General features: G+C 70.5%; 27 protein-coding genes and 1 tRNA gene. 14 read left to right on the top strand and 14 right to left on the bottom strand.

Annotated features, from left to right (window positions below; all coding sequences use genetic code 11):
* Positions 1–137: 137 nt before the first annotated feature.
* Positions 138–220 (bottom strand) — tRNA-Leu (locus AB5L97_RS00700).
* 343 nt (positions 221–563) lie between these two features.
* Between AB5L97_RS00700 and AB5L97_RS00695 the strand changes: the two genes are divergently transcribed.
* From AB5L97_RS00695 to pknB, 7 genes are read left to right on the top strand one after another with little or no spacing between them, the layout of a single operon-like run.
* Positions 564–1,286 carry an FhaA domain-containing protein gene (locus AB5L97_RS00695; RefSeq protein WP_369046084.1) on the top strand — a complete coding sequence of 241 codons (723 nt, stop codon included), beginning with the start codon at positions 564–566 and terminating at the stop codon, positions 1,284–1,286.
* Positions 1,283–1,756, top strand: coding sequence for an FHA domain-containing protein FhaB/FipA (locus tag AB5L97_RS00690; RefSeq protein ID WP_307958154.1), 474 nt, complete (start codon positions 1,283–1,285; stop codon positions 1,754–1,756). The genes AB5L97_RS00695 and AB5L97_RS00690 overlap by 4 nt, the downstream gene beginning before the upstream one ends.
* Positions 1,757–1,758: 2 nt before the next feature.
* Complete coding sequence (locus AB5L97_RS00685) at positions 1,759–3,564, top strand: PP2C family protein-serine/threonine phosphatase (RefSeq protein WP_369046083.1); 1,806 nt, start codon at positions 1,759–1,761, stop codon at positions 3,562–3,564.
* Positions 3,561–5,000 (top strand): FtsW/RodA/SpoVE family cell cycle protein, encoded by a 1,440-nt coding sequence (locus AB5L97_RS00680; protein ID WP_369046082.1) that lies wholly within the window; start codon positions 3,561–3,563, stop codon positions 4,998–5,000. Before AB5L97_RS00685 ends, AB5L97_RS00680 begins: the two co-directional genes overlap by 4 nt.
* Entirely contained in the window at positions 4,997–6,460 is a 1,464-nt protein-coding gene (locus AB5L97_RS00675; RefSeq protein WP_369046081.1) for a peptidoglycan D,D-transpeptidase FtsI family protein, read from the top strand. Before AB5L97_RS00680 ends, AB5L97_RS00675 begins: the two co-directional genes overlap by 4 nt.
* Positions 6,457–8,127: a serine/threonine-protein kinase gene (locus tag AB5L97_RS00670; RefSeq protein ID WP_369046080.1), complete on the top strand. Its 1,671-nt coding sequence runs from the start codon at positions 6,457–6,459 to the stop codon at positions 8,125–8,127. The genes AB5L97_RS00675 and AB5L97_RS00670 overlap by 4 nt, the downstream gene beginning before the upstream one ends.
* 46 nt (positions 8,128–8,173) lie before the next feature.
* On the top strand, positions 8,174–10,144 hold the full coding sequence (pknB, locus tag AB5L97_RS00665; protein WP_369046079.1) for a Stk1 family PASTA domain-containing Ser/Thr kinase: 1,971 nt from the start codon (positions 8,174–8,176) through the stop codon (positions 10,142–10,144).
* A 33-nt stretch (positions 10,145–10,177) separates the two neighbouring features.
* Here the strand turns inward: pknB and AB5L97_RS00660 are convergent, their stop codons facing one another.
* Entirely contained in the window at positions 10,178–10,819 is a 642-nt protein-coding gene (locus tag AB5L97_RS00660; protein WP_307958148.1) for an aminodeoxychorismate/anthranilate synthase component II, read from the bottom strand.
* A 172-nt stretch (positions 10,820–10,991) separates the two neighbouring features.
* Between AB5L97_RS00660 and AB5L97_RS00655 the strand changes: the two genes are divergently transcribed.
* Entirely contained in the window at positions 10,992–11,312 is a 321-nt protein-coding gene (locus AB5L97_RS00655; protein WP_307958147.1) for a cell division protein CrgA, read from the top strand.
* A 57-nt stretch (positions 11,313–11,369) separates the two neighbouring features.
* On the opposite strand, the gene AB5L97_RS00650 is transcribed toward AB5L97_RS00655, so the two are convergent.
* The 4 genes from AB5L97_RS00650 to AB5L97_RS00635 form a co-directional block, all read right to left on the bottom strand.
* A complete protein-coding gene (locus tag AB5L97_RS00650; RefSeq protein ID WP_369046078.1) occupies positions 11,370–11,597 on the bottom strand; it encodes a hypothetical protein in 228 nt (75 codons plus the stop codon).
* A 181-nt stretch (positions 11,598–11,778) separates the two neighbouring features.
* Positions 11,779–12,999 carry a glycosyltransferase gene (locus tag AB5L97_RS00645; RefSeq protein ID WP_369046077.1) on the bottom strand — a complete coding sequence of 407 codons (1,221 nt, stop codon included), beginning with the start codon at positions 12,997–12,999 and terminating at the stop codon, positions 11,779–11,781.
* Positions 13,000–13,048: 49 nt separating this feature from the next.
* A complete protein-coding gene (locus tag AB5L97_RS00640; protein ID WP_307958145.1) occupies positions 13,049–13,456 on the bottom strand; it encodes a 6-pyruvoyl trahydropterin synthase family protein in 408 nt (135 codons plus the stop codon).
* Positions 13,457–13,484: 28 nt separating this feature from the next.
* Complete coding sequence (locus AB5L97_RS00635; RefSeq protein WP_369046076.1) at positions 13,485–14,495, bottom strand: zinc-dependent alcohol dehydrogenase; 1,011 nt, start codon at positions 14,493–14,495, stop codon at positions 13,485–13,487.
* 91 nt (positions 14,496–14,586) lie between these two features.
* Here AB5L97_RS00635 and AB5L97_RS00630 point away from each other — a divergent pair, with 91 nt between their 5' ends.
* Complete coding sequence (locus tag AB5L97_RS00630) at positions 14,587–15,303, top strand: hypothetical protein (RefSeq protein WP_369046075.1); 717 nt, start codon at positions 14,587–14,589, stop codon at positions 15,301–15,303.
* The gene (locus AB5L97_RS00625; protein ID WP_369046074.1) at positions 15,303–15,932 is read left to right on the top strand and encodes a phosphoribosylanthranilate isomerase; all 630 of its coding nucleotides are present in this window, start codon (positions 15,303–15,305) and stop codon (positions 15,930–15,932) included. The genes AB5L97_RS00630 and AB5L97_RS00625 overlap by 1 nt, the downstream gene beginning before the upstream one ends.
* Before the next feature lie 510 nt (positions 15,933–16,442).
* Here the strand turns inward: AB5L97_RS00625 and AB5L97_RS00620 are convergent.
* From AB5L97_RS00620 to AB5L97_RS00600, 5 genes are all read right to left on the bottom strand, one after another.
* Complete coding sequence (locus AB5L97_RS00620) at positions 16,443–16,904, bottom strand: DUF4383 domain-containing protein (RefSeq protein WP_307958141.1); 462 nt, start codon at positions 16,902–16,904, stop codon at positions 16,443–16,445.
* Positions 16,905–17,010: 106 nt separating this feature from the next.
* On the bottom strand, positions 17,011–17,895 hold the full coding sequence (locus tag AB5L97_RS00615) for an anti-sigma factor domain-containing protein (protein WP_369046073.1): 885 nt from the start codon (positions 17,893–17,895) through the stop codon (positions 17,011–17,013).
* Positions 17,888–18,466, bottom strand: coding sequence for an ECF RNA polymerase sigma factor SigK (gene sigK, locus AB5L97_RS00610; protein ID WP_307958235.1), 579 nt, complete (start codon positions 18,464–18,466; stop codon positions 17,888–17,890). Before sigK ends, AB5L97_RS00615 begins: the two co-directional genes overlap by 8 nt.
* 133 nt (positions 18,467–18,599) lie before the next feature.
* Positions 18,600–19,268 (bottom strand): fasciclin domain-containing protein, encoded by a 669-nt coding sequence (locus AB5L97_RS00605; protein WP_369046072.1) that lies wholly within the window; start codon positions 19,266–19,268, stop codon positions 18,600–18,602.
* Between the two features lie 115 nt (positions 19,269–19,383).
* Positions 19,384–20,109 (bottom strand): DUF72 domain-containing protein, encoded by a 726-nt coding sequence (locus AB5L97_RS00600; RefSeq protein WP_369046071.1) that lies wholly within the window; start codon positions 20,107–20,109, stop codon positions 19,384–19,386.
* Positions 20,110–20,176: 67 nt separating this feature from the next.
* Between AB5L97_RS00600 and AB5L97_RS00595 the strand changes: the two genes are divergently transcribed.
* Positions 20,177–20,704: an HAD family hydrolase gene (locus AB5L97_RS00595; RefSeq protein ID WP_369046070.1), complete on the top strand. Its 528-nt coding sequence runs from the start codon at positions 20,177–20,179 to the stop codon at positions 20,702–20,704.
* A gap of 15 nt (positions 20,705–20,719) precedes the next feature.
* Here the strand turns inward: AB5L97_RS00595 and AB5L97_RS00590 are convergent, their stop codons facing one another.
* Together AB5L97_RS00590 and AB5L97_RS00585 are read right to left on the bottom strand one after the other, a co-directional pair.
* Positions 20,720–21,739: a hypothetical protein gene (locus tag AB5L97_RS00590; RefSeq protein ID WP_369046069.1), complete on the bottom strand. Its 1,020-nt coding sequence runs from the start codon at positions 21,737–21,739 to the stop codon at positions 20,720–20,722.
* A gap of 5 nt (positions 21,740–21,744) precedes the next feature.
* Positions 21,745–22,392 carry a hypothetical protein gene (locus AB5L97_RS00585; protein ID WP_307958136.1) on the bottom strand — a complete coding sequence of 216 codons (648 nt, stop codon included), beginning with the start codon at positions 22,390–22,392 and terminating at the stop codon, positions 21,745–21,747.
* Positions 22,393–22,636: 244 nt separating this feature from the next.
* On the opposite strand from AB5L97_RS00585, the gene AB5L97_RS00580 reads away from it, so the two are divergent.
* The 3 genes from AB5L97_RS00580 to AB5L97_RS00570 all read left to right on the top strand — a co-directional run bounded on the left by AB5L97_RS00580 (position 22,637) and on the right by AB5L97_RS00570 (position 26,282).
* The gene (locus AB5L97_RS00580; RefSeq protein ID WP_369046068.1) at positions 22,637–24,508 is read left to right on the top strand and encodes a cytochrome c biogenesis protein CcdA; all 1,872 of its coding nucleotides are present in this window, start codon (positions 22,637–22,639) and stop codon (positions 24,506–24,508) included.
* Positions 24,509–24,581: 73 nt separating this feature from the next.
* A complete protein-coding gene (locus AB5L97_RS00575) occupies positions 24,582–25,259 on the top strand; it encodes an HAD family hydrolase (protein ID WP_369046067.1) in 678 nt (225 codons plus the stop codon).
* Positions 25,260–25,340: 81 nt separating this feature from the next.
* On the top strand, positions 25,341–26,282 hold the full coding sequence (locus AB5L97_RS00570) for a 5'-3' exonuclease (protein WP_369046066.1): 942 nt from the start codon (positions 25,341–25,343) through the stop codon (positions 26,280–26,282).
* Between the two features lie 42 nt (positions 26,283–26,324).
* On the opposite strand, the gene AB5L97_RS00565 is transcribed toward AB5L97_RS00570, so the two are convergent.
* The gene (locus AB5L97_RS00565) at positions 26,325–26,843 is read right to left on the bottom strand and encodes a flavin reductase family protein (RefSeq protein WP_307958132.1); all 519 of its coding nucleotides are present in this window, start codon (positions 26,841–26,843) and stop codon (positions 26,325–26,327) included.
* Positions 26,844–26,873: the final 30 nt, after the last annotated feature.

The raw sequence follows: 26,873 nt of genomic DNA, 5'->3' as shown, positions 1-26,873 counted from the left end.
GCGGGTGCTCATCCGGCCGATCGGGCTCAAGGACTGATGACGCCCCCGGCGAGTGACAATCTGGTCGAAGTGAATTCTGGGTGAAGGCCGGAGAACGCGGAGGGCCCCGGTCATCGACCGGGGCCCTCCGCGTGCGGTGCGCGAGGCGGGATTTGAACCCGCACGCCCTTTCGGACACTGGCACCTGAAGCCAGCGCGTCTGCCGTTCCGCCACTCGCGCGCAACACCTCCGCGGCAGGAAAACACCCCTGAACCCGTGAAAGCAGCGAGAACCAGCATAGCCGAGCCGATCGCGGATTGCGAAATCGCGGGATCGGGCACCGCTGTCAGCCGCGGTCAGAGGGTCCAGCGCGCGGCACCAGCGGGACGGGTACGGACTCCTCCGCCGTCAATCCATCGTTACGAGTCCGGAACGGTACCGTTCAGGCGGGACCCAGAGCCGCCCAGTAGTATCGGGTGAGGACTGCGCATCCTGCTCGAACGAGTGCGGACGCGGGAGAACTACGCCCAACGTCGCACGAACCAACGCGACAGCACGCAAGTGAGTACGGAAGGGAGAGGGCATGGGATTGCTCGACAGGCTTGAACGCGGCATCGAGAAGGCCGTCCACGGTGTCTTCTCCACCGGCTCGAAGGGTCAGGTCCAGCCCGTCGAGATCGCGAGCCGGCTCCGCCGCGAAATGGACCGCCAGGCCTTCTCGATTGACCAGGGCCGTACGCTCGCTCCCAACGTGTTCGAGGCGCATCTCTCCGACCAGGACTTCGAGCGGGCCCGGACGTGGGGCCAGCCGCTCGCCGAAGAGCTCTGCGACGTCGCGGTCAAGCACGCCCGGTCACAGGACTACACGCTGCAGGGCCCGGTGCGCTTCTCGTTCCGCCACGATGCCGCGCTCAAGGCGGGGGAGTTCGAGGTCGTATCGCGCACCGAGAGGGGCCAGTCCCGCCCGAACGTCCCGGTAGCCCCCTCGAGGCCGCCGGTCGCGCTGTCCCCCGTGCTGGAGATCGATGGGCAGCGGTACTCGGTCAACGCTGACTCCGTTGTGCTAGGCCGATCGACTGAAGCCGACATCGTCGTCGACGACACGGGCGTCTCGCGCCGCCACCTCGAGATCCGCACGGACGGGGGCATCACCTTCGCCGTGGACTTGGGCTCAACCAACGGCAGCTACATCAACGGCCACCGCCTCGTGGGCAGCGAGGAGCTCCACGACGGCACCGCCATCACGATGGGCCGCACCAAGATCATCTTCCGCATGCTTCCGGCATCCCGGGGAGGAAACGCGTGAACGAGCTGACGCTCACCGCTCTGCGACTGGGCTTCCTGGCCCTGATGTGGGTTCTGGTCTTCAGCGTGGTGGGGGCCATGCGCCGTGACCTCGCGATCGGAAGCCGCAACAAGACCGGCGCACCGACCGCACGCCAGGTCCGGCGGAACCCGGAGCTCGCCGAGCCGCCCGCCCGCCAGCAGGCCCGACAGCTCGTCGTGGTAGAGGGCCCGCTGTCCGGAACGAGCATTCCGCTCGAAGGCGTCCCCGTGCTCCTCGGCCGCGCCCAAGAGGCCACGCTCGTGCTCGAGGACGACTACGCGTCCGGACGCCACGCCAGACTGTTCCCCCAGGGCAGCCGCTGGTTCATCGAAGACCTCGGCTCCACGAACGGCACGTACCTTGCCGACCAGCAGCTCACGCGCGCCCAGCCTGTCGAGCTGGGCGTGCCGATCCGCATCGGCAAGACCGTGATCGAGCTGAGGCCCTGACCTTGGCTGATGCCCCGCTGATCCTGCGCTACGCAGCCCGCTCCGACGTGGGCCGGCTGCGCGCCAAGAATGACGACTCCGCCTACGCGGGCCGTCATCTTGTGGTTGTCGCCGACGGCATGGGCGGGCACGCGGGCGGCGACGTGGCGAGCGCCTCGACTGTCCTGGACCTCATCCATCTGGACCACGGCCGCTACGCCGAAGGCGAGGCAACCACGCAGCTCGCAGACGAGATCCAGACCGCGAACTCCCTCCTCTCCGAGCTCGTGAGCTCCAATCCGCTCCTGGCCGGGATGGGCACCACGGTGACGGCACTGCTGCTGTCCGGCGGCAGCTTCGCGTTCGCGCACATCGGTGACTCCCGGGCGTACCGGCTCCGCGGGAACGACCTCGAGCAGGTCTCCACGGACCACACGTTCGTCCAGCGCCTCATCAATGAGGGCCGCCTCCGTCCCGAGGAGGCCGAGACCCACCCGCACAAGAATGTGCTGATGCGGGTACTCGGCGATGTGGACGCGAGCCCCGAGCTGGACCTCGCGACCTTCCCCGCGGTCGAGGGCGAACGGTGGCTCCTGTGCTCCGATGGGCTCAACTACGTTCCGCTGCCCCTCGTGACGCGCACCCTGCGCGAGATCGAGGACCGAGCCGAGTGCGCGGACCGCCTCGTCGAGCTCACGCTCGCCGCCGGCGCGCCGGACAATGTCACCGTGATCGTCGCGGACGTGGTCTCCGCGGAGGAGGACGACGACGAGGCCGCACCTCCCGCGCCGACCTCGGCTGCCGCGATCCTCACCGCGGCAGCGGCCGCGCGCACCCCCGTGACGTCCGCCGCCGCGGCACAGCCACCCCGCTCGGACACCGCCAAGGCCGCTCCCAGCCCGGCTCCCGCGGCCGGACCGGCGGGTACCCCCCGTTCGGGCCCAGCAGCGCCTGCAGCTGCACCAGCAGCCCGTTCCGCCGCTTCCGGCGACGGCACACGTGCGGCTGAAACCGGCGGCCCCGCTGGAACCACGTCCCTAGACGCCGGCTCCGCAGAGGCCACCGCGTCCGACTCCGACGAGACTCCGATGCCGCCACGGCGCGAGGAGCCGCAGACAGACCCCAACCTCGGCGCCCACCTCTCCGCCGAGGTGCTGCGGCGGGAGCTCGACAGCCGCCCGCACGAGCTCGTGGGCGCCGCGGCCGCGGCTGCGGCGAGCGGATCCCTCCCCGCCGTGGCGAGCCGCACGGCAGCACGCCGTGCCGCCACAGTCCTCACGCACCGCAGCCCAGAACCCGTCGAGGACGTCGATGACCCCGTCTCGCCCAACCGCAGGCTCCTGCGCCGCTGGTTCCGGATCGGGCTCGGCGCGATAGCCGCGCTCATCCTCATCCTCGGTGTCTGGTTCGGCTACACCTGGACGCAGACCCGCTACTACGTCGGGGTGTACGACAACCGGGTGGCCATCTACAACGGCGTCTCACAGCAGCTCGGCCCGATCGCGCTCTCGCACGTTCACAGCGCCACGAACATCCCGATCGATTCCCTGAGCGGGTATACGCAGCAGCGGCTGCGCGCCGGCGTCCCGACAGACGGGCTCGAGGCAGCGGAGGACATCGTGCACTACATCCAGAGCGATCCCCGCGGCTGCCTGCCCGGCTCGGGCGCAACCGCGAGCCCGACAGCCTCGGGCGCCGCGAGCGGCGCCACTAGCGCCACCCCGAGCCCGTCGCCGTCGGGCTCCGCATCCGGCGGGACGGCACCGACTGGCTCGGCCACCGCGAGCCCGACCACCACGCCCGACCCCTGTCTGGGAGGCACCCGATGAGCGGCGTCGAGACCACGGTGAAGCCGCGGCGCAACGTGGAGCTCGCGCTCCTGACCCTGGCGTTGGCCGTGGCGATCGGCGCGAACATGATGCAGGGCCTCCAGGACGGCACGGCGTTCGGCCGCGACTTCTGGCTCCAAGCCGCTCTCCTAGCCGTTCCATCCCTGGCCATTCATACAGTGCTCCGCTTCCGGGCGAAGTATGCCGATCCGATCATCCTTCCGATCGTCGTGACGCTGAACGGGATTGGCCTCGCGATGATCCACCGGCTGGACACTCCCGACACGGACTACGGCAACACCCAGGCCCGCTGGACCGTGGTGGGCATGGTCCTGGCCCTGGCCGTGATCTGGTTCCTCAAGGACCACCGGATCCTGCGCCGCTTCACCTACATCTCGCTCATCCTGAGCGCCGTCCTACTGCTCATGCCGCTCGTCCCGGGCATCACGGCCGGTGAGATCAACGGCGCCCAGGTGTGGATCCGCGTGGGCGGCTCCACCTTCCAGCCCGGCGAGGTCGCCAAGATCACCATCGCCTTCTTCTTCGCGGGCTACCTCTCGACGAACCGCGACCTCATCCTCCTCGCGGGCCGCCGGATCGGAAGGCTCCAGCTGCCGCGCTTCCGGGACCTGGGCCCCATGGTCGTGGCGTGGATTGCGGCGATCGGCATCCTGATCTTCCAGCACGATCTGGGTATGTCGATCCTGTTCTTCGGCATCTTCATCTCGACGATCTACATCGCCACGAGCCGCGCCAGCTGGGCGATCCTCGGCGTGATCCTCATGTTCGCCGGCGCGATGGGCGCGAGCCTTGCGCTCCCGCACATCCGCTTGCGCATCGACGGCTGGCTCAATGCCTTCTCGCCGGACGTCTACGGGCGAGCGAACGGCGGCAGCTACCAGATCGTCCAAGGCCTCTTCGGCATGGCCAACGGCGGCCTGCTCGGCACGGGAATCGGCCAGGGCCGCCCCGACCTCGTCCCGTTCGCGCACTCGGACATGATCGTGGCCTCGCTCGGCGAGGAGCTCGGTCTCGTCGGGCTATTCGCCATCGTCATGCTCTACGCGATCCTCGTCTCCCGCGGATTCCGCGCTGCGCTCGGCGCCCGGGACTCCTTCGGCAAGCTGCTCGCCTCGGGGCTCGCCTCGGCAGTCGGGCTCCAGGTCTTCGTGATCTTCGGCGGCGTCACCCGCCTCATCCCCCTCACGGGCCTCACGACGCCGTTCCTCGCCGCGGGCGGCTCATCCCTCCTCGCGAACTGGATCATCGTCGCGCTCCTGCTCGTCATCTCGAACGCCGCACGCAGACCGGTTAACACGGCACCGCTCGCGGACGACGGCGGGCCCGACGCGCCGTCGTCCGCCCGCACGAAACGCAGCGGCGGCCGAAATCGGATCGGCGACACGAACACAACCCAGGCGGTGAGGACCCAGTGAACCAGGCCATACGCAACGCATGGGTGGCGCTCGCCGTCATGTTCGCCCTCCTGCTGGGCGCCATCAGCTATGTGCAGGTGATCGGCGCCGATGATCTGAACAAGAACCCCCAGAACAACCGGGCCATCCTGCAGACGTTCTGCCAGGAGCGCGGGCCGATCCTCGTCGCGGGCATGCCGATCGCGCAGTCGGTATCGAGCGGCTCGGACACGTGCAAGTTCCAGAGGGCCTACCCGGGTGACGCGGCGCTCTACGCGGGCCTCTCGGGCTACTACTCGAACATCTACGGCTCCTCGGGCATCGAGAACTCGATGAACTCGACCCTGACGGGCAAGTCGGACGAGCTCCTCCTCGACCGGATCCGCCAGCTCTTCCTCGGCGAACAGCCCAAGGGCGCCTCGGTCGAGCTCACGATCGACCCCGCCATCCAGAAGCTCGCCTACAGCCTCATCCCGGACGGCCAGCGCGGCTCGATCGTGGTGACCAACCCGAAGACCGGCGCCATCATCGCGATGGTCTCGAAGCCCAGCTACGACCCGAACCTGGTCGCCACGCAGGATCAGGCGGCCGCGCAGGCCTCCATGAAGAAGATCCAGGCGCAGCCCGGCATCAACCTCAACCAGAGCGTGAGCGGGCCAACGGGCGCACTCCTGGCCCCCGGTTCCGTGTTCAAGCTCATCGACACGGCGGCGGCCCTTGCCTCGGGCAAGTACAACAAGGACTCCGTCCTGCCGAACCCAGCGCAGATGACCCTGCCCGGGACCTCCACGCAGCTGCCCAACTACGCGGGCGGCAACTGCTACACGCGAGACCAGGCCGACTTCGCGTTCGCGCTCGAGCAGTCCTGCAACACGCCCTTCGCCTCGATCGCCCTCGACCTCGGGCAGGACGCAATTGGCAAGCAGGCCGCGGCCTTCGGCTTCGGGCAGGACGCCGGAGACCAGCTCCACCTCGACTACTCCGCCGGCGTGTGGCCGCAGAATCTGAACCAGGCGCAGCTCGCGCAGTCCGCGATCGGCCAGTTCGACGTCAAGGCCTCGCCCCTGCAGATCGCGCTCATGACGAGCGCCATCGCCAACGGCGGAGTCCAGATGAAGCCCTCGCTTGTGAAGCAGATCACGGCCCCCGACCTGCACGTCGTCTCGGCGGCCAAGCCCGAGGTGCTCCGCACGTCCACGACCCCCGAGATTGCCCGGCAGATCACCCAGTGGATGACCATGGTCGTCTCCCAGGGCATCGCCGGCGGCGCCGCGGTGCCAGGCGTGCAGGTGGCGGGCAAGACCGGCACGGCGGAACTCGGCGCCTCGGGGCTCAACAACTCCTGGTTCACCGGGTTTGCCCCGGCGGACAACCCCCAGGTGGAGGTGACGGTCGTCATGGAAGGCGTCGACGTCCGTACCGGCGCCGCTCTGACCAGTCCCACAGCGAAGAAGATCTTTGAGGCGGTGTTGAAGAAGTGAGACCGACGTCTGGCATCACCTTGGGCAGCAGGTACCAGCTGCAGAGCCGGATCGCCATCGGTGGCATGGGCGAGGTGTGGCGCGCCCGGGACGAGGTCCTGGGGCGCATCGTCGCGATCAAGATCCTCAAGGAGGAGTACGCGGGCGATCCCAGCTTCCTCGAGCGGTTCCGTGCCGAGGCCAGGCACACGGCGCTGCTGAACCACAGCGGCATCGCGAACGTGTTCGACTACGGCGAGGCCGAGGGCTCTGCCTACCTCGTCATGGAGCTCGTCCCCGGCGAGCCGCTCTCCGCCATCCTCGAGCGCGAGCGCGTCCTCTCGCCGGACCGGACCCTGAACATCATTGCGCAGACGGCACGCGCCCTCGCCGTTGCGCACGGGCAGGGCCTCGTGCACCGGGACGTCAAGCCGGGCAACCTGCTCATCACCCCGGACCACCGGGTCAAGGTCACAGACTTCGGCATCGCGCGTCTCGCCGACCAGGTGCCGCTGACGCAGACCGGCCAGGTCATGGGCACCGCGCAGTACCTCGCGCCGGAGCAGGCCACGGGCCAGCAGGCCACGGGCTCGAGCGACATCTACGCGCTCGGTGTGATCGGCTACGAGTGCCTGACGGGCCACCGCCCGTTCTCGGGCGAGAGCCAGATCGCCATCGCCCTCGCCCAGGTCAACGACGCCCCTCCGCCGCTGCCCGAGCACATCCCTGCCCCCGTCCGCGCCCTGCTCATGTCGATGCTCGCCAAGGACCCGCGCAGCCGCCCCGCCAACGCGATCAAGCTCGCCGAGGCAGCCGAGGCGCTCCGCCGCGGGGACATCAGGGCCGCGCAGGCTGCGGTCCCCGGCATGCTCCTCGCGGGCGACGCGACCGAGGCCATGGGCGCAGTCCCGACGGGCCGCATGCATCAGCAGACCGCCCCGACCGCCGTCGTGGGCGGTGCAGGCCTGGCGGGCGCCGCCGCGGTGGCCGCCGCAGCCGGTGCGGCGGCAGCGCACGGCGCGCCCGCGACGTCGGCCCTGCCGATGGTCGAGACGGACGACGCCGGTGCCGCGGCATCCGAGGACCCGAACCATCCGCTCTACGCGCCGTTGGACGACGAGGAGACCGAAGCGCAAAGGCGGCAGAAGCCCCGCAAGCGCAGCCCACTCACGTGGCCACTGGTGGGACTCATCCTCCTGCTGCTGTTCGTGCTGATTGGCGTCTGGCTCTCCAACGCCGGGCTGTTCAGCCCGACGCCGCTGCCTTCCCCGAGCGCCTCGAAGTCGACCACCGCGTCGAGCGCTCCGCCCAGCACCACCTCGTCCGCGCCGCCGTCGAGCACGAGGGCCCAGACGACGGCCGCCACGGTCAACGTGGTCCCCGCCGCCTACCTCGGCAAGAACTACACTGACGTGCAGAACCAGCTGGAGGCGCTGGGACTGAGTGTCACGCTCGTCGCCGTCCAGTCGCAGACGGGGATCCAGGGGGCCGTCACGAGTGTCTCACCGGGAGGACAGGTGCCTGCAAACTCCAACATCACCGTCACGTACCTTTCGGTGCAGCCGCCGGTGACCCTGCCGCAGACGTCCGCCGCGCCGCCTACGTCCCCGACGTCCAACCGCTCGGGGGCCCCCACCCCGACGTCCGGCGCTCTGGCCTCCGTACTCCCCGGCGCACCTGGCAGCTGATTCCGTGACCCATTCCGCCCATCCGCCCCTACGAGAGGACGAGCCGATGCCCGCTCCGATCGTCCTCTCGGGCCGATACGAGCTCGGCGGCCTCATCGGCCGGGGTGGCATGGCGGACGTGTACGAGGGGCTTGACCTGCGGCTCGCCCGCACGGTGGCCGTGAAGATGCTTCGCCCCGACATGGCTCGGGACGGGCAGTTCCGGACCCGGTTCGAGCGCGAGGCACGCGCCGTCGCCGGCCTGAACCACCCCTCGATCGTTGCCGTGTACGACACGGGCGAGCACAACGCAGAGCCATTGTCCCCGCACAGCGTCGCCGTGCCGTACATCGTCATGGAGTACGTGGACGGTCAGACGCTGCGCGACCTCGCACGGGAGCGGAAGCTCTCCGTCGACGAATGCGTGGACTACACGCTCAGCGTGCTCGCGGCCCTCGAGTACAGCCACCGCCAGGGGATCGTCCACCGGGACATCAAGCCCGCCAACGTCATGGTGTGCGACGGTCCGGGCGCGGTGAAGGTCATGGACTTCGGCATCGCCCGTGCCACCGCGGACACCTCCGCGACCATGACCCAGACCCAGGCCGTGGTGGGCACGGCCCAGTACCTCTCCCCCGAGCAGGCGCAGGGCGAGACCGTGGACGCGCGCAGTGACCTGTACTCCACGGGCTGCCTCCTCTACGAGCTGCTCACCGGCAGGCCCCCGTTCGTCGGCGAATCGGCGGTCTCCGTGGCCCTCCAGCATGTCCAGTCCGCGGCGGCTCCGGCAGCGGAGTTCAATCCAGACGTCACCCCGGCGCTCCAGAGCGTGCTGGACCGCGCGCTCGAGAAGGACCCCGAGAACCGGTTCGCGAGCGCCGCGGCGTTCCAGCGCGCCCTCCGGGCAGCGCGGGCCGGGGTGTCCGTTCCTGCGCGGGCCGCAGCCATGGGTGCTGCTGCCGCGGCAGCAGCAGCGGCAGCAGCAGCGGCGGTCGGCTCTGTCGAGGGCGCGGACGACGACGGGATCCCGACCGTCGCCGTCGGCCTCGTCGGGGCGGGGGCTGCGGGAGCTGCCGGTGAATCGGCACAGGGTACAAAGAGCACCGAAGGCTCAGCCGGCGGCGTAGGTGACGGTCCGCCGTCGTCGTCCCATCTCGGTGACACCGGCGAGATCCCCGTGGTCCCACCCCCGGCTGCCGGGCTCATCCAGTTCGACGACGCCCGCGACGAGGAGCGCGCACGGCGCGGACGCGGGCGGCGGAGGACCTGGATCGTCGCGCTCATCATCGCCGCCCTGCTGATCGCGGGCGGCGGCGGAATCGTGCTGTACAACTACATGAACCAGCCCTCCGCGGTGCAGATGATCACGGTGCCCTCCGTGACGAACATGTCCGAGACGGAGGCTGCGCTCAAGCTGCAGGGGCTTGGGCTCCAGCCGGACATCAAGCACCCCAAGGATCCCTCCGTCCCCAAGGGCAAGGCGATCCGGACCGTGCCCGACGCGGGTACCCAGCTCGCAAAGGGCGCCTCGATCACGCTGGACATCTCGGACGGCCCCGCCAACGCGGTCATCCCGGACTCGATCATCGGGGCGACCGAGGCCGGAGCCAGATCGACCCTCCAGGGCCTCGGACTCACGGTCAAGCCGCGCGCGGTGCAGGCCAACGATCCGAAGGCGCCGATCGGGACCGTCATCTCGACGAACCCCGGCGTCGGCCAGACCGTGGGCATCGGCACAGAGGTGGAACTCACGATCTCGAGCGGCAAGGTCGACGTTCCCGACGTCCGCGGCGAATCCGTGGACGCGGCGCGGAAGGCGCTCTCCGACAAGGGGCTCAGCGCGACCGTCCAGGAGCAGGAGAACTCCATCGTCGCACCGGGGACGGTCACCGATCAGTCGCCGCTGGGCGGCACCATCGATCAGGGCGGAACCGTGACCCTCATCGTGGCCAAGGCGCCAGCCCCGGCGCCGAGTCCTACGCCGAGCGCCACGCCGTCGCCGACGCCTTCGGCGTCCAAGAAGGGCAACGGGCCCTGACCCAGCCGGGCATGGGGCCCGCTGGCCCTCGGGTCAGCCTGCGGTGATGAGCGGGCTCAGGGTCGAGGCCTTCTCGGCTGCGCCGTGGAGCCCCAGGGACTCGAGCCACGTGCCGAGCATCTGGTAGCCGCCTTCTGTGAGCACGCTCTCGGGGTGGAACTGGACTCCGCAGAGGGGTGCCGAGCGGTGCTGGAGCCCCATGATGACGCCGGAATGCGTGTGGGCCGTGACCTCGAGGACGTCGGGGATGGTCTCGGCGACGGCCGCGAGCGAGTGGTACCGGGTGGCCGTGAGGGGACTCGGCAGGCCCTCGAATACGCTCTTGCCCTCGTGCTCCACGAGAGAGGTCTTGCCGTGCATGAGTTCGGGGGCATGCGTCACGGTTCCGCCGTACGCCTCGGCGAGGGCCTGGAGGCCCAGGCACACGCCGAACATCGGCTTCGCCTGCTCGCCGCACCACTTGATGAGCTCGATGCACACGCCTGCCTCGGCGGGATTGCCTGGTCCGGGTGAGATGAGCACGCCGTCGCGTGCGGCGGCAAGCTCGATCGCTTCGGCGAGCGAGACGTCGTCGTTCCTCACCACGGTCGTCTCGGCACCCAGCTGCTGGAGGTAGCCGACGAGGGTGTAGACGAACGAGTCGTAGTTGTCGATGACGAGGATGCGCGTAGACATGGAGCGGGCCAATCGTGGAGTGGGCGGGCCAGCGCGCCGGGATACACTGGCGTGCAGACCAGTGACAGTCACTGCAGACGTTTCAGACAGCAGAACACCCCGGCACATCGGCGGTGTCTGCAGGATACCAAGCGGGCAGCGCCGTGATCGAGGCGGGCCCCGAGGAGGTTCAGTGCCGGAGTCGACGGGCAAGCCCCAGCAGAAGGCCGCCCAGCGGAAGTCAGCGCCCAAGGATGCCGCGCGGGAGGCCGCGCGCCGCGCCGCCAAGAAGGCCAAGCGCCAGCGCCGCGCAGCCCGTGCTCAGGGGCCCACGCCGGAGTGGTACAAGTACGTCATGTTCGGGCTCATGGTGGTGGGCCTGCTCTGGATCATCACGTTCTACGTGACCCAGGGCCTGTTCCCCTTCCCGCAGCTGGGGAATTGGAACATCATGATCGGGTTCGCGATCGCGATCACCGGGTTCCTCATGACCCTGGGCTGGCGCGGCAAGTAGTCGCTCCGGGCCCATCCGGCGGGCCGACGGCTCCGAACTGCAGGTGTGGAGACAGTATCAGTCCTTGCACGACGCAGGTCGGCGGTCGCTGCGGCCGTCGCGGGTCCGCTGGCGGTAGGCCTGGGGTTGGCCGCCCATCTCGTCTCGGGCGGCGCGAGTCCCCCAGCCGTGGTGGTCGTGGCCCTCGCGGCCTCGGTGAGCCTGCTGGCCGCCGCGGCGGCGCGGGTACCGCTCGCCCCTTGGGTCCTCGGCGTGTCCAGCGGGCTCGTCCAGCAGGCCCTCCATCTGACTTTCACGGCCCTCGCGGGCGCGAACGCGCCGCTCTTCCACCCATCGGGGCACATGCACGGAGCGGCCGGGGGGCCCGAGCTGAGTGCCTCTGTGTCAGCGCCAGTCGACCTGCACCTGCTCGTGGTGGTACACGTCGCCGCAGCCCTCGTCACGGCCGTCGCGACCTTGGCGGCTCTCAGGGCCGCGGGGCGCCCACGCCGAGCGCGCGGGCAACGCCCAGCGCGGTCGACTCCCAGCCCGGCAGGAGGGGCCTCGCCGCGCGGGCCGCGGCCCGCCATCTGGCACGCACGGTAAGATCCGCGAGCCATCGCCCGAGCTCGGCGGTGAGGGGATCGGTTCCTGGCCCGGGATTCCCCACGACCGCTCCGGCCGGTCCGAGGCCGCCCGAGAGCGAGAGGCTGAGCGCCTCGGCCGCGCCTGTTCCTGCGCCCACCATTGCCGGGACCCCCCGCGCGATCGATTCCGCGACGGCGAGCCCAAATGTCTCCGAGACAGAGGCGAGCACCGTGAGGTCCGTCCGCGACCACTCGGTCTCGAGCGCGGGCCCGCGCAGCTCGCCCGGGATCAGGACGCGGTCCGCGATCCCGAGCCGTGCAGCCTCCACGGCGACGGCGTGCGCGTAGGCCGGGTCCGCGGCGTCGTGACCCGCGAGAGTCAACGTCCACGGCATCTCCCGCAGCTCGCCGAGCGCGCGCACCAACCGCAGCTGCCCCTTCCCGGGCAGGAGCGCCGCGAGGCACAGCAGGTGCGGCGCTCGGCCTTCGGCAAGGCTCCCCGGGGCGGCTGGCACCCGCACGACGCCGGGCCTCGCCACCCGCGCTGACGTGCCGTAACGCTCGGCGAGCCGCCGTGCAGCGAAGTCGCTGGGGACCAGGACGGTGTGCGCCGCGGCCAGGGCTTCACACTCGAGTGCCGCCGACCGTGCGGCCTCCTCTGCGGACAGGCCGGGCGCGTCGGCGAGGGACATGTGGACCAGGATCCCGAGCGCGGCCCCGCTACTCGCGGCAGCCTGGGCCGCCGCGTGCAGCTCCTCGGGGGCCCCGAGCACGAGGAGCGCATCGACGAGCACGGCCCGCCGGGCTGCAGGCGAGGCCGGCCCGGACGCGGGGGCCATCGCGCTGTTGCGGGCGGCCCCGCCTTCATGGGTGCGCCGGTCGGCGTCGTCCACGACGTCGAGCACCGGGGCGTCCGCCACGTCGAGCACCGCCGCATCCGGTAGGTCGAGCGCGACGCGGAGCCGGCGGCGGTCGGCGGCGGTGCCGACGGGCCACGCCCCCGGGACGCCTACAACCTCGACCGTCACCCCGAGGCCCCGGAGGGCGTCCGCGACGTGCGTGTTGTAGACCGTGCCGCCCGACGTGTACCCGAGTCCCTCCGGGACCACGAGTCGGAGCACGGGCCGTGGCGCAGGCTGGAGCACGGGTCTGGCCCCGGCGCCCGGCATGTCAGCCGCGACGTCCGTCCCCGGCCGGGCGCAGCTCGAGGGCACAGGAGGCCCATGCGTCCGGGTTCTCGCGCAGGGTGGCCTCGACGGCGGTGAGGTGGTCGAAGCGCCCGAGGTGCTCTGCCGCCGAGACGGCGACGTGCTGGGCGAGCACCTCGGTGGTGGTGAGGCGCCCGGAGAAGTCCGGGTGCTCGTCGAGGTTCCTGTACCGGAGGCCGTCAAGGATCGCGGCGAGGACTTCTGTGGCCTCCCCAATGTCCATCACGGTCGAGTTGGCATCCAGGGCCTCCGCGCGCAGGGTCAGCTCGACGACGAAAGTGGCGCCGTGGAGCCCCTGGGCCGGGCCGAACGCGGGGCGCGGGAGGCTGTGGGCGATCATGACGTGGTCGCGGACGGTCAGGCTGAACATGCTCCTCCTTGTCTGGGGCGCGCCGCGGTTACGGTGCGCCCGGGTAGCGGATCACGTGGCACAGGCCCGCACTGCCGTGGCCAGGATCCAAGAGCCTGTCCATCGTCGCGGGCAGATCGGCGAAGTCGGTCTCCTCGCCGAGGAAGGCGTCGAAGGCCTCGTCTCCCAGGAGCTTCAGGGCGAGGGCGAGTCGCTCCTGGGTGGTGCGGCGGTGCCTCCGCGGGAGGGCGACGGCGCCCACTTGGCTCGCGCGGAGCGACAGGCGCCTCGCGTGGAAGTCGGCGCCGAGCGGCACCTCGACGCTGCCGTCGCCGTACCAGGACAGCTCGACCACGTCGCCGTCGTCTCCCACCATCTCGAGGGATCTGGCGAGGCCCGCGGCGTTCCCCGAGGCGTGCACCACGATGTCGCAGTCCTCGGACGCGTCCTCGGGAAGCGCGACGTCGATGCCGAGCGCAGCCACGACGGCGGCCCTGCCGGGATCGCTGTCCACGGCCTCGAGCCGGCCCAGGGGAAAGCGGCGCAGGAGGGCGGCGACGGAGGCGCCGATGAGCCCGAGGCCCACCACCGCGATCCGGTCGCCGATGCGCGGGCCGGCCTCCCACAGCGCGTTGACCGCCGTTTCCACGGCACCGGCGAGGAGGGCCCGGCGGGGCGGGACGGCGTCGGGCACGAGAGCGACGTGCGCGGCCGGCACGACGTACAGGTCCTGGTGTGGATAGAGGCAGAAGACGGTGCGGCCCACAAGCTCGGCCGGTCCAGCCTCGACGGTCCCGACGGAGAGGTACCCGTACTTCACCGGGGCCGGGAAACGGCCCTCCTGATGGGGCGCCTGCATGATGTCCGCAACTCGCTCGGGGACCCGGCACGCGTGCACGAGGTTCTCGGTTCCAGTACTGAGGCACGAGTAGAGCGTGCGCACGAGAGCCTCGCCATCGCCCAGAGGCGGGAGCGACTCGCGGCGGAGTTCCCCGCGGCCCGGCCCGACGGTCCAGTATGACGTGGCGGTCAGATCCGCGGAGTCGCTCGGCTGCGCCATGGATTCGACAGTACCCGGACGCGGGGCGGGTGAACCAGACCCGCGGCCGCGAGCCGAGGGCGGCCCCCGGTCACCGTCCTAGACTTGATGGATGACCACGGCCACCGCGCAGCAGACCAACGCCTACTTCGACGACACGTACCTCACCGAGACCGAGGCGACCGTGATCGCCTCCGGCGCGGGCGAGGATGGCGCGTGGGCCGCGGTCTCGCCGAACATCTTCTACCCCAAGGGCGGTGGCCAGCCCTCTGACGAAGGCACGCTCGACGGCACCCCGGTCACCCTTGGGCGCAACGAGGACGGCCTCGTGACGATCTCGGGGATGCCTTCCGCGCCCGAGGTGGGTGCCGCCGTCGTGTGCCGGATCGACGCTGAGCTGCGCCGTCGCCACGCCGCGCTGCACACGGCGGGGCACATCCTCGGCCATCTCGGCCAGGCACGCGGCTGGCAGGACTCGGGTCACTCTCACTTCCCCGGTCAGGCACGCCTCGACTTCGACCCCGCCGGCCACGAAGACGAGCTCGCGACGCCCGAGCTGCGCGACGCCGTGCGCGCCGAGTTCCAGACGCAGATGGACGGGGTGCTCGCGCGCGGCGGTGACGTCTCCGCCTCCGTGGACACCGACGGCCACCGCACCGTGACGATCCAGGGCGTCAACGCGGAACCGTGCGGCGGAACCCACGTTCGCACGCTTGCGGACCTTGTTGGCGTGAAGATCCTCGAGGTCAAGGTCAAGCGCGGTGCCATCAAGGTGCGGTACGAGGCGGAACACGCCTTCGGATCCGCTTCTGGGCAGGGCGCCGCCTGATGCTCTGGGTGAAGATCTGCGGGCTGTCCACCCCCGAGGCCGTTGAGACGGCCGTCGAGGCCGGAGCCGACGCGGTGGGATTCGTGCTGGCGCCGGGGAGCCCCCGGACGGTCGACGCCGCTCAGGCGGCTTCGCTGGTCCGGGCCGCCCGGGACGCGGCGCGCCGGGCGGAGCGGTCCATTGAGACCGTTGCGGTGGTGCAGAATCAGACGCTCGACGACGTTGCGCGGCTCGCGCGCGAGGCCGGCGTCGACACGGTGCAGCTCCACGGCGACGAGCCCGATGCGGTGGCGGAGGCGCTCCGCGCGGCCGGGTTCCGCGTGATCAGGGCCCTCTCAGCGGGCGACTACACGCGTCGGACCGCCGAGGGATGGTCGTCACCGGACCGGCTCCTGATCGATGCCGCGGTGCCCGGGTCCGGTGCCCGGTTCTCCGACGACGAGCTCGGGACTGCGCCCGAGGGCTTCTGGGCCCTGGCCGGGGGCCTCTCGCCCGAGAATGTGGCCTCTGCGGTCCAGGCGCTGGAGCCCACGGGCGTGGATGTCTCGAGCGGCGTCGAGTCCTCGCGCGGCGTCAAGGATCTGGGGCTCATCAAGGCCTTCATCGCGGCGGCCCGAACCGTCCTCTAGGCTGGCACCGCTCTCCAGGCCGCCACCCCTCCTCCAGACGGGCACCGCCCTCCAGACCGGCACCGGCACCGCCCCCATGCCGGCACCTCTCTCGTGTGCCGCGCGGGGTCATGCCGTGGCCGCCGAGCTTGAGTCGTGTCCTGGGGTCGGTCCTTCCCTGCCGCATTTCGCCTCCCCAGGACTTGCGCGCTCCTCCCCAGGACTTGCGCGCTCCTCCCCAGCACTTGAGCGCTCCTCCCCTGGACTTGCGCGCTCCTCCCCAGCTTTCGAGTCCCGCCCGCCATCGGCGATCGTGGGAACTCCCGCAACCACGCGGCGTCGTACGCCCCGCGGCTGGAGGAAGGCGGGAAAGCTGGGGAGGAGTGCAGCAAATGATGGGGAGGAGTGCTCTGAACCGTCCTCTGGAGGCCATCTGGGGGCCGCCCTCACGAGATGGTCCTCGGAAGATGGCCCCCAGCTGCTGACCCTCGGTGGGGAGGAGCACTCCCCACCGTTGGGCGTTGAGCCGCGTCAGTGGTGGGCCGGACGCGCGGCGCGGGAGGTCGCCGTCGTGCGCCCGAGGATGAGCCCAAGGCCCAGCATGCCGACGCCGAGGAGTACGTGGAGGACGTTGTCGGCGGCGTTGAGCGGGACGAAGTTGCCCGCGGAGGCACCACCGAACACGAGTCCGTAGACGAACAGGACCAGGTAGATCGCGCCGCCCCAGACGAGGAACTGCTTCGCCCCGCCGGCCGAGGCGCCGAGTGCGAGACCGGCGATGCCGAACAGCAAATGGACCACGTTGTGCAGCACTGAAACCTGGAAGAGACCCAAGAGGTACGCGTCCGAGGCGTGCCCGGCGAATCCGATGCCGGAGCCCGTAGTGATCCCGGGAATGAATCCGAGGACGCCGACGAGCAGGAACACGACACCCACCGCGCTCGCGGCGAGCTGGACGGCGGTGCGGCGGTGCGAAAGGACTGAGGTGGACATAGCTTCTCCTAACGGTGATCCGGCGCCCTTCCGGGGAGCCGGTGCGGTATGCCCGCACCTACTCTTCGGAGCCGCCGTACCGGCGGATTGGGCCAGCCCGGATTCCTCAGGAGAACTGTTGGACGAGGATCGGCGTGGTAGTCGGCCGCGCCGATCCCCCCGCCGGCTCGACTGTCACGCCGAGGACCGTCGCGGAGCCGATCCCACCCGCAAGCTCGTTCCAGGTGGTGCCCTCTCCGGCCACGAGGCCCGCGGGCTTCATGGTCCCGGACGCGTCGCCGAGCCACAGCTCGTAGACGTGACCAGCCGCCGGAACCGGCATGCCGATGGTCACCACCCCGGCCACCGATTCCCGGTGCGAATGCGCGATCACCACCGTTCCGCCTCCTGGAACGCTGGCCTCCTGGATCGTCGCATCGGGCGCGCTGAGGATCCGGTTCATGACGCTGCCTGGCGCATCTGCGGCGGCTGCGAGCTGCCGCACAGCGTCGTCGCGCTGCTGCTGGGCCCGGAGGCCCCACACGCCGGCCGCGCCCGCGGCAACCAGAAGCACCGCAGCGGCCGCCGCGAGCCACCTGGCGGGGGCCGTGAACACGGCACCGCCGCCTAGCGCACGACGGCGGCGCGCGCCGAGGTCTGCAACCGTCGCTTCGGGTTGGGGCTCGTTTTCCTTGAGAGGTGACCCCGCATCCCCGGGACGTGACCCCGCATCCCCGGGACGTGACCGCGCATCGCTGGGACGTGACCCCGCATCGGCGATCTCGAGCTGGGGGGTCACGGCGATCTGGGCCATGAGCCGGGCCTTAAGGTCCGGAGGCGGGGCTACCGGAGACGCGTCAGCAGCGAGGAGCGCAGCCGTCTCGGCCAGCTCGCGGGCCTCCTCGGCAACGGGGTCGCCGAACGTGAGGGTGCGCTCGAAGCGGCGCCGCTCCTCGTCGTCGAGCGCGTTGAGGGCGTAGGCACCGGTCAGCAGGTGCAGCTGATCATCCATGGCTCACTCCCAACACGTCTCTGAGGCGGATCATCCCGTCGCGGATTCTGGTCTTCACAGTGCCCAGGGGAAGCCCCAGGGCGGTGGCGACTTCCCCGTAGGTGTAGCCGCCGTAGTAGGCAAGGCGGATGGCCTGCTTCTGAACCTCGGTGAGGGACTCGAGGGCCTTGTTGACCCGCTCGCTCTCGAGGGCAACCTCGACGCGGTGCTCAACGTCGTTGTAGCTCTCCTGGTAGTCCTTGATCCCCTCGCGGAGGTCGCGGTCCGTAGAGGCCTGGGCTGCGCGGACTCTGTCCACCGCCCGGCGGTGCGCCATGACGGTGATCCAAGCCCGTGCGCGGCCCCGGTCCGCGTCGAACCTCTTGGCCTGCTGCCACACCTCGAGGAACACCTCCTGGGTGACCTCCTCGGACTGGGCCGGATCCCGGAGCACCCGCAGGACGAGGCCATGAACCAGCGGCGCGAGCACGTCGTAGAGATGCCCGAACGCCTCCTGGTCACCGCTCGCAATGCGGTCCATGAGCTCGTCGAGGTCCGGGGCAGGGGTCGCCCCGCCGTCGTAGTCGGGCATGTAGACCACTGTCTCACGGCTGCTCACTGTCCTCCGCCACTGTGACCTGTTTGACCTGGGGGATACACGACGGCGGGCCGGGGCCCCAGCGCCCGGCCCGCCGTCGTGCGCTCTAGTGCGCTGCGCGCCCGCCCTACTTGGCCGGGGGCATCAGCACCGTGTCCACGAGGTAGACGGTCGCGTTCGCCGTCTGGACACCGCCGCAGATCACGTTGGCGCCGTTGACCTTGAGGCTGTTGCCGGAGCCGGTGACGGTGACGTCCTGGCCCTCGACCGTCTTGTGCGTCCCGGCAATCGAGGCAGGCTCGATCTGGCCCGGAACCACGTGGTACGTGAGAATCGTGGACAGCGTCTTGTCATCGGTCTTGAGGGACTCGATGGTCGCCGGATCGATCTTCGCGAAGGCGCTGTCCACCGGGGCAAACACCGTGAACTGGCTCGAGTTGAGCGTGTCCACGAGGTTGACCTTCGGGTTGAGCTTGCCGGAGACCGCCGAGACGAGCGTCTTGAGGAGCGGGTTGTTGGACGCCGCGACCGCCACGGGATCCGTGCTCATCCCCTGAACCGAGCCGGGTCCGGTCGGGACGGCCTTGGCGTAGTCGGCGCAGCCAGCGCCGACGAGGTTCGCTGCCGGGTCCTTCGTGGACATCGCCGACGGGCTCGCGGCCTTCGCCGAGCTGCTGGAGGGCGCGGACGACGACGGGCCGCTCGCCGCCGACGTCGACCCGCCACACGCGGCGAGGCCGAGGGCGCTCAGGGCCGCGAGGCCCACGACGGCCGACGTGCGCTGGATGATCTTCATGGCTTCACTCCTTGTTTCACGGGTGGCTTGCACCGGTTCTTCGGAGCAGTCGCGGGGACGGATTGGATGGTTGTCGGGCGCAGTCCAAACCCGATGGTTGAGCGGAGTCGAAACCTCAGCCCAACATCCCACGCAGCGTGAGGGCGTTGCGCACGGCGTTGCCTTCGCCGTCATTGTTGAAGTAGGCGTAGACCTCGTGGCCGGACCGATCCCATTCGCGGATGCGCTCGGCCCACCAGCCGAGGTCCGCGTCCGAGTAGGAGCCGCCGTACAGGTTGTCGTGGTCTGGCCCGTGCAGGCGGACGTAGACGGTCTGGGCGGTCGCCTCCAGGATGCACGGGAGGTTGGCGCCGCTCATGATGCAGTAGGCCGCGCCGTGGCGCCGGAGGATGTCGAAGACCGCCGCGTCGTGCCAGGTCGGGTGGCGGAGCTCGACGGCAACCTGGATCCATTGCGGCAGGGCGCCGAGGAACCAGTCGAGGCGGGCGTCGTCGCGGGCGTGGTTCGGCGAGAGCTGGACGAGGAGCACGCCGCGGCGCGGACCGAGCTCGTGCCACGACTCCGCAATGCGCTCCGACCAGGCCTCCGGGGCGTAGAGCCGCTTGGCGTGGGTGAGCCCGCGGGGGGCCTTGACCGACATGAGGAAGCCCTCGGGGAGCCGACGACGCCAGCTCGCGAACGCCGTCGTGCGCGGCCACCGGTAGAAGCTCGCGTTGAGCTCCACCGTGGAGAAGCGGCTCGTGTAGATCCCGAGGCGGTCCCCCGGACGCGTTCCCGGCGGGTACAGGGCATCCGCCCAGTGGTCGTAGCTCCAGCCCGACGTTCCAATGTGCCACCCCATCCCCTCAGGCTAGCCGGACCTGGGAGGCTGACTTAGGCTGGGCGCACCCGAGACCGGAAGGCAGCCCGTGTCACCATTGCGCGGAATCCTTTTCGACGTGGATGGGACGCTCGTCGACTCCACGTACTTCCATACCCTCACGTGGTGGTACGCGTTCCGCCGCTTCGGGCACGACGTGCGGATGAACGAGATCCACCGGCGTGTCGGAATGGGTGGGCAGAAGATCGTCGAGCACCTGCTAGGTGCGGAGCGGGACACGGCCCAGGACAGTGAGATCCTCGACACCCACGCCGCGGTGTTCTCGACGTTCTGGCCGCACCTGCGGCCGTTCGACGGCGCGCGCGACCTCCTCGCGCGGTACGAGGACGCGGGCCTCAGCGTGGTCCTGGCCTCTTCGGCACGGGAACAGGACCTGAGCGTGCTGCGCTCGGTCATCGATGCCGACGCGTTCGTGGACGCCGCCACGAGCTCCGCGGACGCGGAGGAGCCCAAGCCCGCACCGGACATCCTCGTGGTGGCGCTCAAGGCCACGGGCCTGGAAGCCTCGGAGGCCTTGTTCGTCGGCGACGCCGTGTGGGACGTGCCTCATCGGTAGGCAGCTCGGGACCGGCTAGGCCGCCCCGCCCCGTGATCCGGCTCCGATCCGAAGCCCTGCCGCGCCGCCAAACCTGTGGCGGGCGCGTTGCACTTGCTGTCCCGCGCCATGCGGCCGCCGGACGGGACGGCTGATCAGCACGCCTGCCCACACTGCACCGGCTATCTCGGCCACCTTGGTCACGACTGCGCCTGTGTCGATCGGCTCTCCCGCTCCGATCGACCACCCAGCCGCGCCACCGTGGTCGTGGGCGTCTCCGAGCGGAAGCCCCACGAACACCGCATAGAGCCACACGCCGACGAGCGCGACGTTGAGCACCACGAGCGTGAGGTGCGCGGCATGGCCAGGGCGCTCCACGACCGAGATCGCGAGGGCGAGCTGCAGGATCGCTGCGCCGAGGAAGCCTGCGCCAAGCAGCGCAGACTCTCCCCAGTGCTCGGGCACGAGGAGCAGATGGATCCAGCCGGCCACGAAGGCCGTCGCCCCGAGTCCGAGCCTCGCGCCGAGGCCTGCTCTCCCTTTTCCGGCGAGTCCCGCGCCGTTGAGTCCCGCGCGGTCAAGTCCCGCGCCGCGGGAGTTCTGTGGAAGCGGCAGGAAGACTGCCACCACGACGAGGGCCGCGCCTGCCGCGAGCACCCAGGGGCCGGGCCCCGGGACGGGCGAGGCCAGCGCCGCCGCGGGGCCCGGATCCGAAGCGTAGTCGGCCACGGACCGCGCGATCCACAGAGAGCCTGCCACCGCGGCCGACGCAGCAGCCAGTGCGAGCCAGCGGCCCGGAGCCCACGCGTAGCGGTGCGCGGCAAGGAGCAGGAGGGCGGACGCCGTGGCCAGCCCGGCGTAGGTGCCACCACCGGCCGCGATGCCGTTCAAGGGCGCGAATCCGTGGAATACGGTCACCCAGGGCAGCAGCAGGCCCGCCACTGCCGCGACGAGCGCGGCGAGCGCCATCGTCGTCGACAGCGGGCTGCTCGCCCGGAGGCCCGGGTGCGCCAACCGGCGCACCCGGGCTACCGAGAGGAAGCTGTGGGAGGTCACCCTCCTCACTTCCCCACAACGTTGAAGAACAGGTACAGGTTGGTGGGCACTGGGCCAATCACGCCGCTGCCCGGAGTGGCGATCAATGCGTTCATCGTGGTCTCCGACTTGCCGGCCGCGAGCTGGGCCCAGGCCGCCTGGTTGGTCACCGCGACAACCTTGATCTGCCACCAGCCTCCGGCAGGGCCGTCAAGGATGTGGCTGTGCGCTGGAAGCGGCACCGAAGCCACGGCTCCCGGAGACGCGCCAAGGGCCCCGGCGATCCGGGACAGGTCGATGTCGAGCGGGTGGTTGGGGCAGCTCGCGACGGCGCACATCGCCGCCGGACTCGGGTTCGCGAAGAGCGGCACGAGCACGTACAGGACCGAGCGGTCCGCGTTGGCGACCGGTCCGGTGTTCGCGGCAGTGCCCACCTCACACCCGGAAGGCGCGGAGGCGGGGACGCTCGTGTCGCAGAAGAAATTCTGGGCGTACTGGACCGTCACGGTCTGCCCGTTGGTCCAGGCCGGTGTCCTAGCGCTCGAGACCGGCAGGACGGTGGATCCGGAGGCGAAGGCCGCCGCCGCCACACCGCCGAAGGCGAGGGCGAGCCCCGCAAGCACAGCAGCCCAGACCCGAAGGGCCGGCCGTGCCATGCGAATGAGTGAACTCATGATGCACTTCCTTGAGATGAGCGGCCGCCAACCAGCCGTCCAGCCCTCTCGGCCGCTGCGGGGATTGGACGACTGCTGTTCGGAGCGGCACACGAGTGCGGATTGGGCCGTTCGGAGCAGGATGCTGGTGCGGATTGCCATGGATGCAGGCACGGCGGGGCGCGACTCCCTGCAGGTGCCTCGTTGCGGGCCGTTGCCCTCTGGGCGCCCCAATCCGGGCCTCCCGCCGCTGCGAACCCTCGGCATGGACGTCATACTCATCGGGCTGCTGGGCGGTCTCATCACGGGCATCTCGCCCTGCATCCTGCCGGTTCTACCGGTGATCTTCTTCTCGGGCGGGCTCGACAGCGCGCGCCGAGCGGCGCCGTCGTCCGCCCCGGTTTCGGTGGCCGCACGGGGTGACCTCGGCGCCGCACGGGGTGACCTCGAGCGCACGCGGGGTGACCTCGGCGCCACACGCGGTGACCTCGGCGCCACACGCGGTGACCTCGGCGCACAGGCGGCACAGCCGGCGCGGGCGGCGTCGCGGTGGCGGCCCTACCAGGTGATCGCGGGGCTCGTGCTGAGCTTCAGCGCGGTCACGCTCCTCGGCTCGCTGCTGCTCTCGACCCTCGGGCTCCCCCAGGACGTGCTGCGCTGGACCGGCATCGCGGTGCTCGCGGCGGTGGGGCTCGGGCTCATGGTGCCCCGTGTCGAAGAATGGCTCGAGAAGCCGTTCTCCTGGATCCCGCAGAAACAGGTCGATGCGCGCCGCGGCGGCTTCGGCTTAGGCCTCGCCCTGGGTGCCGTGTTCGTGCCGTGCGCCGGGCCGGTCCTCGCGGCGATCACGGTCTCGGGCGCTACGGGCCGGATCGGGCCGGAGACGGTCGGGCTCACGCTCGCCTTCGCGATCGGCGTCTCGGTGCCGCTCCTCTTCTTCGCACTGGCCGGCCGCGGGCTTGCCGAGCGGCTCAAGTCGTTCCGGCGCCGCCAGCGAGGCATCCGCATCACGGCCGGCGCGCTCATGATCGCCCTCGCGGCGGGCCTCGCCCTCGACCTCCCCGCCGCCGTCCAGCGGCTCATCCCCGACTACACCGCGTCCTTCCAGGACCAGCTCCGTCCCGCAGCAGGCACGCCCCTGGACCTCGGCGGGGCGCCCACCGATGAGAACCGCGGCCTCGCGAACTGCACCCAGGGCTCCGCGGAGCTGCAGGACTGCGGGCCAGCGCCCGCGATCCGCGGGGAGACGGCGTGGATCGGCTCCGACCCGCTGACCCTCGCCGGGCTGCACGGCAAGGTGGTGCTGATCGACTTCTGGGCCTATTCGTGCATCAACTGCCAGCGCTCGCTCCCCCACATCGTCCAGCTCAACGACGCTTACAAAGCAGCAGGGCTCGAGGTGATCGGCGTCCACACCCCGGAGTACGCGTTCGAGCGGGAGCAGCGCAACGTCGAGGCCGGCGTGAAGGAGCACGGCATCGACTACCCCGTAGCCATGGACAACGCGTACTCGACCTGGTCCGCCTACCGGAACCGTTTCTGGCCGGCCCAATACCTCATCGACTCCGACGGCAACGTCCGCCACATCCAGCAGGGCGAAGGCGGCTACCAGAACACCGAGAACCTCGTGCGGCAGTTGCTGTCCGCCGCGCATCCGGGCGTGGCCCTGCCTGCTCCGGTCGAGGGCAAGGACACCGCGCCGGCGGCCGGCAGCACCACCCCGGAGACGTTCCTGGGCATTGCGAAGCAGGTGAACTACTCGGGCGCGGGCCAGTACCGCTCCGGGCCGGGCACGTTCTCCTTCCCTGCCAGCCAGCCCGCGGACTCGTTTGCCCTCTCCGGCGCGTGGACCCTCGACTCACAGAAGATCACCGCTGGTTCCGCGAACGACGGCGGCGCCTCGCCCGGCGCTGCGGCCTCGCCGGCCGTGCGGCTGAATTTCCATGCGCGGCAGGTCCAGGCGGTGGCCAGCGGGACGGGGACGCTCACGCTGAAGGGTCCGGACGGCGAACGGACCGTCGAGGTCGGCGGCACACCTCGCTCCTACGTCCTCTACGACAGCCAGGCCCAGCGCGAGGGGACCATCGAGGTCACGGCGAGTGCCGGCGTCGAGCTCTACTCCTTCACGTTCGGGTAAGCGCCGGGACTTGGATTGAGGCAGTGGTGTCCGGGGTAGCAGTCGTTCCATGAACAGTGAACGGGTGCGGTAGATGACGCGGCTTCGGGGAGTCCTGTTCGACGTGGACGGCACGCTCGTCGATTCGACCTACTTCCACACGCTCGCGTGGTGGTATGGCTTCCGCCGCTTGGGGCACGACGTGCGGATGAACGAGATCCACAGGCTGGTCGGGATGGGCGGGCAGAAGATTGTCGAACGTCTCCTTGGCCCCGGCCGGGACTCGTCCCAGGACACCCAGATCCTGGACACGCACGGTGCAGTGTTCTCAACGTTCTGGCCGCATCTGCGCCCGTTCGACGGCGCACGGGGACTCCTCGAGCGCTGCAAGGCACAGGGGCTCACGGTGGTGCTGGCGTCCTCGGCCCGGCAGCAGGACCTCGAGGTGCTGCGCTCGGTGATCGGCGCCGACGGTCTCATCGATGCTGCGACCAGCTCCGCGGACGCGGAGGAGTCCAAGCCGGCGCCGGACATCCTCATCGCGGCGCTGGAGGCCGGCGGACTCGAGGCGTCCGAGGTGCTGTTCGTGGGCGACGCGGTGTGGGACGTCCAGGCCGCTGCCGCACTGGACATTCCGACTGTGGGGCTGGCGTCCGGCGGCTACAGTGAGGCGGAGCTCCGGGATGCCGGGGCCGTCGAGGTCTTTCCCGCGCCGCGGGAGCTCCTGGAGGGGTTCGAGGAGAGCGTGATCGGGCGGCGACTCTCCGACTGATCGCTGCCTCTCGCGCTGTGCTGGACCGTGAGCTGAGGCGGCGCTGGACCGTGATGCGCGGCGGCCGTGTCAGGATGGACCATGCCGGACCGCCTCATGCTGCTGGACACCGCGTCAATGTACTTCCGCGCCTTCCACGGCGTCCCCGAATCCATCACCCGCGCGGACGGGACGCCCGTCAACGCGGTGCGCGGGCTGTTGGACATGATCGCGCGGCTCACAGGGGAGTTCGGCCCCACCCATCTCGTGGCCTGCTGGGACGACGACTGGCGCCCGCACTGGCGTGTGGAGCTCATCCCGACCTACAAGGCGCACCGGGTGGAGCGCCTTGTGGCGGGCGGGCCCGACGTTGAGACCGTCCCGGCGGGGCTCGTGGCGCAGGTGCCGCTCATCCGGCATGTGCTCGGGCTCGCCGGGATCGCGATCGTCGGCGCTCGGGGTCACGAGGCCGACGACGTCATCGGAACGTACGCGAGCCACGCCGCGGTGCCCGTCGACATTGTGACCGGAGACCGAGACCTGTTCCAGATGGTCAGCGATGCCCGGGATGTTCGGGTCATCTATACCGCTCGGGGCATGAAGAATCTGGAGATGGTGACGGACGCGGTGGTCGTGGGCAAGTACCGCGTGCTGCCCGAGCAGTACGCGGACTACGCGACGCTGCGCGGTGACGCGTCGGACGGGCTGCCCGGTGTTGCCGGCATCGGCGAAAAATCCGCCGCGACCCTGCTCGGGCGGTACGGGACTCTGGAGGGACTCCTCGAGGCGGCCGCAGATCCGGGCAGCGATGTTCCTGGACCCATGCGCGCGAAGCTCGCGACGGCCGCCGCGTACCTGGAGGTTGCGCCCGCCGTCGTGAACGTGGTCCGCGACCTCGAGCTGCCGAGTCTCGCCGAGGCGGGTGCCAGACTCAGGGCGCCCGACGGCGATGCGCGCCGCGCGCTCGAACGCCTCGCCACCGACTGGAACCTGGGCGGCTCGGTCAAGCGGCTCCTCGGGGCGCTGGACGCGCACGCGGAATAGCCGCAACGCCACGGTCCTCTCCAAGCAGGTCACATGGTCCGTCTACGGCAACAGCGAGTGCCCGCCGAGCGAGTGGAACGCACGGTCGTGATAGACGAGAGGCTCCCCAACGTCGTCGTGCATCCGGATGTCGAGCACGATCGCAGTGAGGAGCACCGAGCTGCCCACGGGTACACGGTGCTCGATGCGGCAGCGCAGCGCCCAGGGCGCCTGGCGCAGCCACGGCTCGCCGGTGGGAAGCGTCTCCCAGTCCATGTCCGCGGTGAACCGCGGCGTTCCGGGGGTCGCGAAGGTGCGGACCAGGTCGAGCCGGTCGGCGTCCATGAGGTGGACCACCACGGTCTCCGCCTCGACGAGCTGCGCGGCAGAGCGGCCGCCGGACACCGAGAACGCGAGCGCCGGGGGGTCCACCGAGACGGACGCGACGGAGGAGGCGGTCAGGCCGACGGGTCCCTCCGGGCCGGCTGCGGTCACGACCGCGACGCCGGCCGGGTGCGATCGGAAGGCCTCTCGGAACACGGCAGATTCAGAAGGAGTCAGGGAGAGCTTGGGAGAGGCCACACTCCGACGGTAGAACCTCAACAATGGTTG

It is taken from the genome of Sinomonas sp. P10A9 (assembly GCF_041022165.1).
Classification (GTDB): Bacteria; Actinomycetota; Actinomycetes; order Actinomycetales; family Micrococcaceae; genus Sinomonas; species Sinomonas puerhi.
Note: the sequence above shows the minus strand (reverse complement) of the source record. Positions and strands in the feature narration are given on the sequence as shown.

Excerpts from the sequence above, each read along its gene's own strand:
- sigK (WP_307958235.1), bottom strand. The coding sequence starts at position 18,466 with ATGCCCGACTACGACGGCGGGGCGACCCCTGCCCCGGACCTCGACGAG.
- AB5L97_RS00660 (WP_307958148.1), bottom strand. The coding sequence starts at position 10,819 with ATGTCTACGCGCATCCTCGTCATCGACAACTACGACTCGTTCGTCTAC.
- AB5L97_RS00640 (WP_307958145.1), bottom strand. The coding sequence starts at position 13,456 with ATGTTCAGCCTGACCGTCCGCGACCACGTCATGATCGCCCACAGCCTC.
- AB5L97_RS00605 (WP_369046072.1), bottom strand. The coding sequence starts at position 19,268 with ATGAAGATCATCCAGCGCACGTCGGCCGTCGTGGGCCTCGCGGCCCTG.
- pknB (WP_369046079.1), top strand. The coding sequence starts at position 8,174 with ATGCCCGCTCCGATCGTCCTCTCGGGCCGATACGAGCTCGGCGGCCTC.
- AB5L97_RS00635 (WP_369046076.1), bottom strand. The coding sequence starts at position 14,495 with ATGGCGCAGCCGAGCGACTCCGCGGATCTGACCGCCACGTCATACTGG.
- AB5L97_RS00585 (WP_307958136.1), bottom strand. The coding sequence starts at position 22,392 with ATGAGTTCACTCATTCGCATGGCACGGCCGGCCCTTCGGGTCTGGGCT.
- AB5L97_RS00580 (WP_369046068.1), top strand. The coding sequence starts at position 22,637 with ATGGACGTCATACTCATCGGGCTGCTGGGCGGTCTCATCACGGGCATC.
- AB5L97_RS00600 (WP_369046071.1), bottom strand. The coding sequence starts at position 20,109 with ATGGGGTGGCACATTGGAACGTCGGGCTGGAGCTACGACCACTGGGCG.
- AB5L97_RS00630 (WP_369046075.1), top strand. The coding sequence starts at position 14,587 with ATGACCACGGCCACCGCGCAGCAGACCAACGCCTACTTCGACGACACG.
- AB5L97_RS00650 (WP_369046078.1), bottom strand. The coding sequence starts at position 11,597 with ATGGAGGGCCTGCTGGACGAGCCCGCTGGACACGCCGAGGACCCAAGG.
- AB5L97_RS00575 (WP_369046067.1), top strand. The coding sequence starts at position 24,582 with ATGACGCGGCTTCGGGGAGTCCTGTTCGACGTGGACGGCACGCTCGTC.
- AB5L97_RS00620 (WP_307958141.1), bottom strand. The coding sequence starts at position 16,904 with ATGTCCACCTCAGTCCTTTCGCACCGCCGCACCGCCGTCCAGCTCGCC.
- AB5L97_RS00680 (WP_369046082.1), top strand. The coding sequence starts at position 3,561 with ATGAGCGGCGTCGAGACCACGGTGAAGCCGCGGCGCAACGTGGAGCTC.
- AB5L97_RS00625 (WP_369046074.1), top strand. The coding sequence starts at position 15,303 with ATGCTCTGGGTGAAGATCTGCGGGCTGTCCACCCCCGAGGCCGTTGAG.
- AB5L97_RS00615 (WP_369046073.1), bottom strand. The coding sequence starts at position 17,895 with ATGGATGATCAGCTGCACCTGCTGACCGGTGCCTACGCCCTCAACGCG.
- AB5L97_RS00695 (WP_369046084.1), top strand. The coding sequence starts at position 564 with ATGGGATTGCTCGACAGGCTTGAACGCGGCATCGAGAAGGCCGTCCAC.
- AB5L97_RS00570 (WP_369046066.1), top strand. The coding sequence starts at position 25,341 with ATGCCGGACCGCCTCATGCTGCTGGACACCGCGTCAATGTACTTCCGC.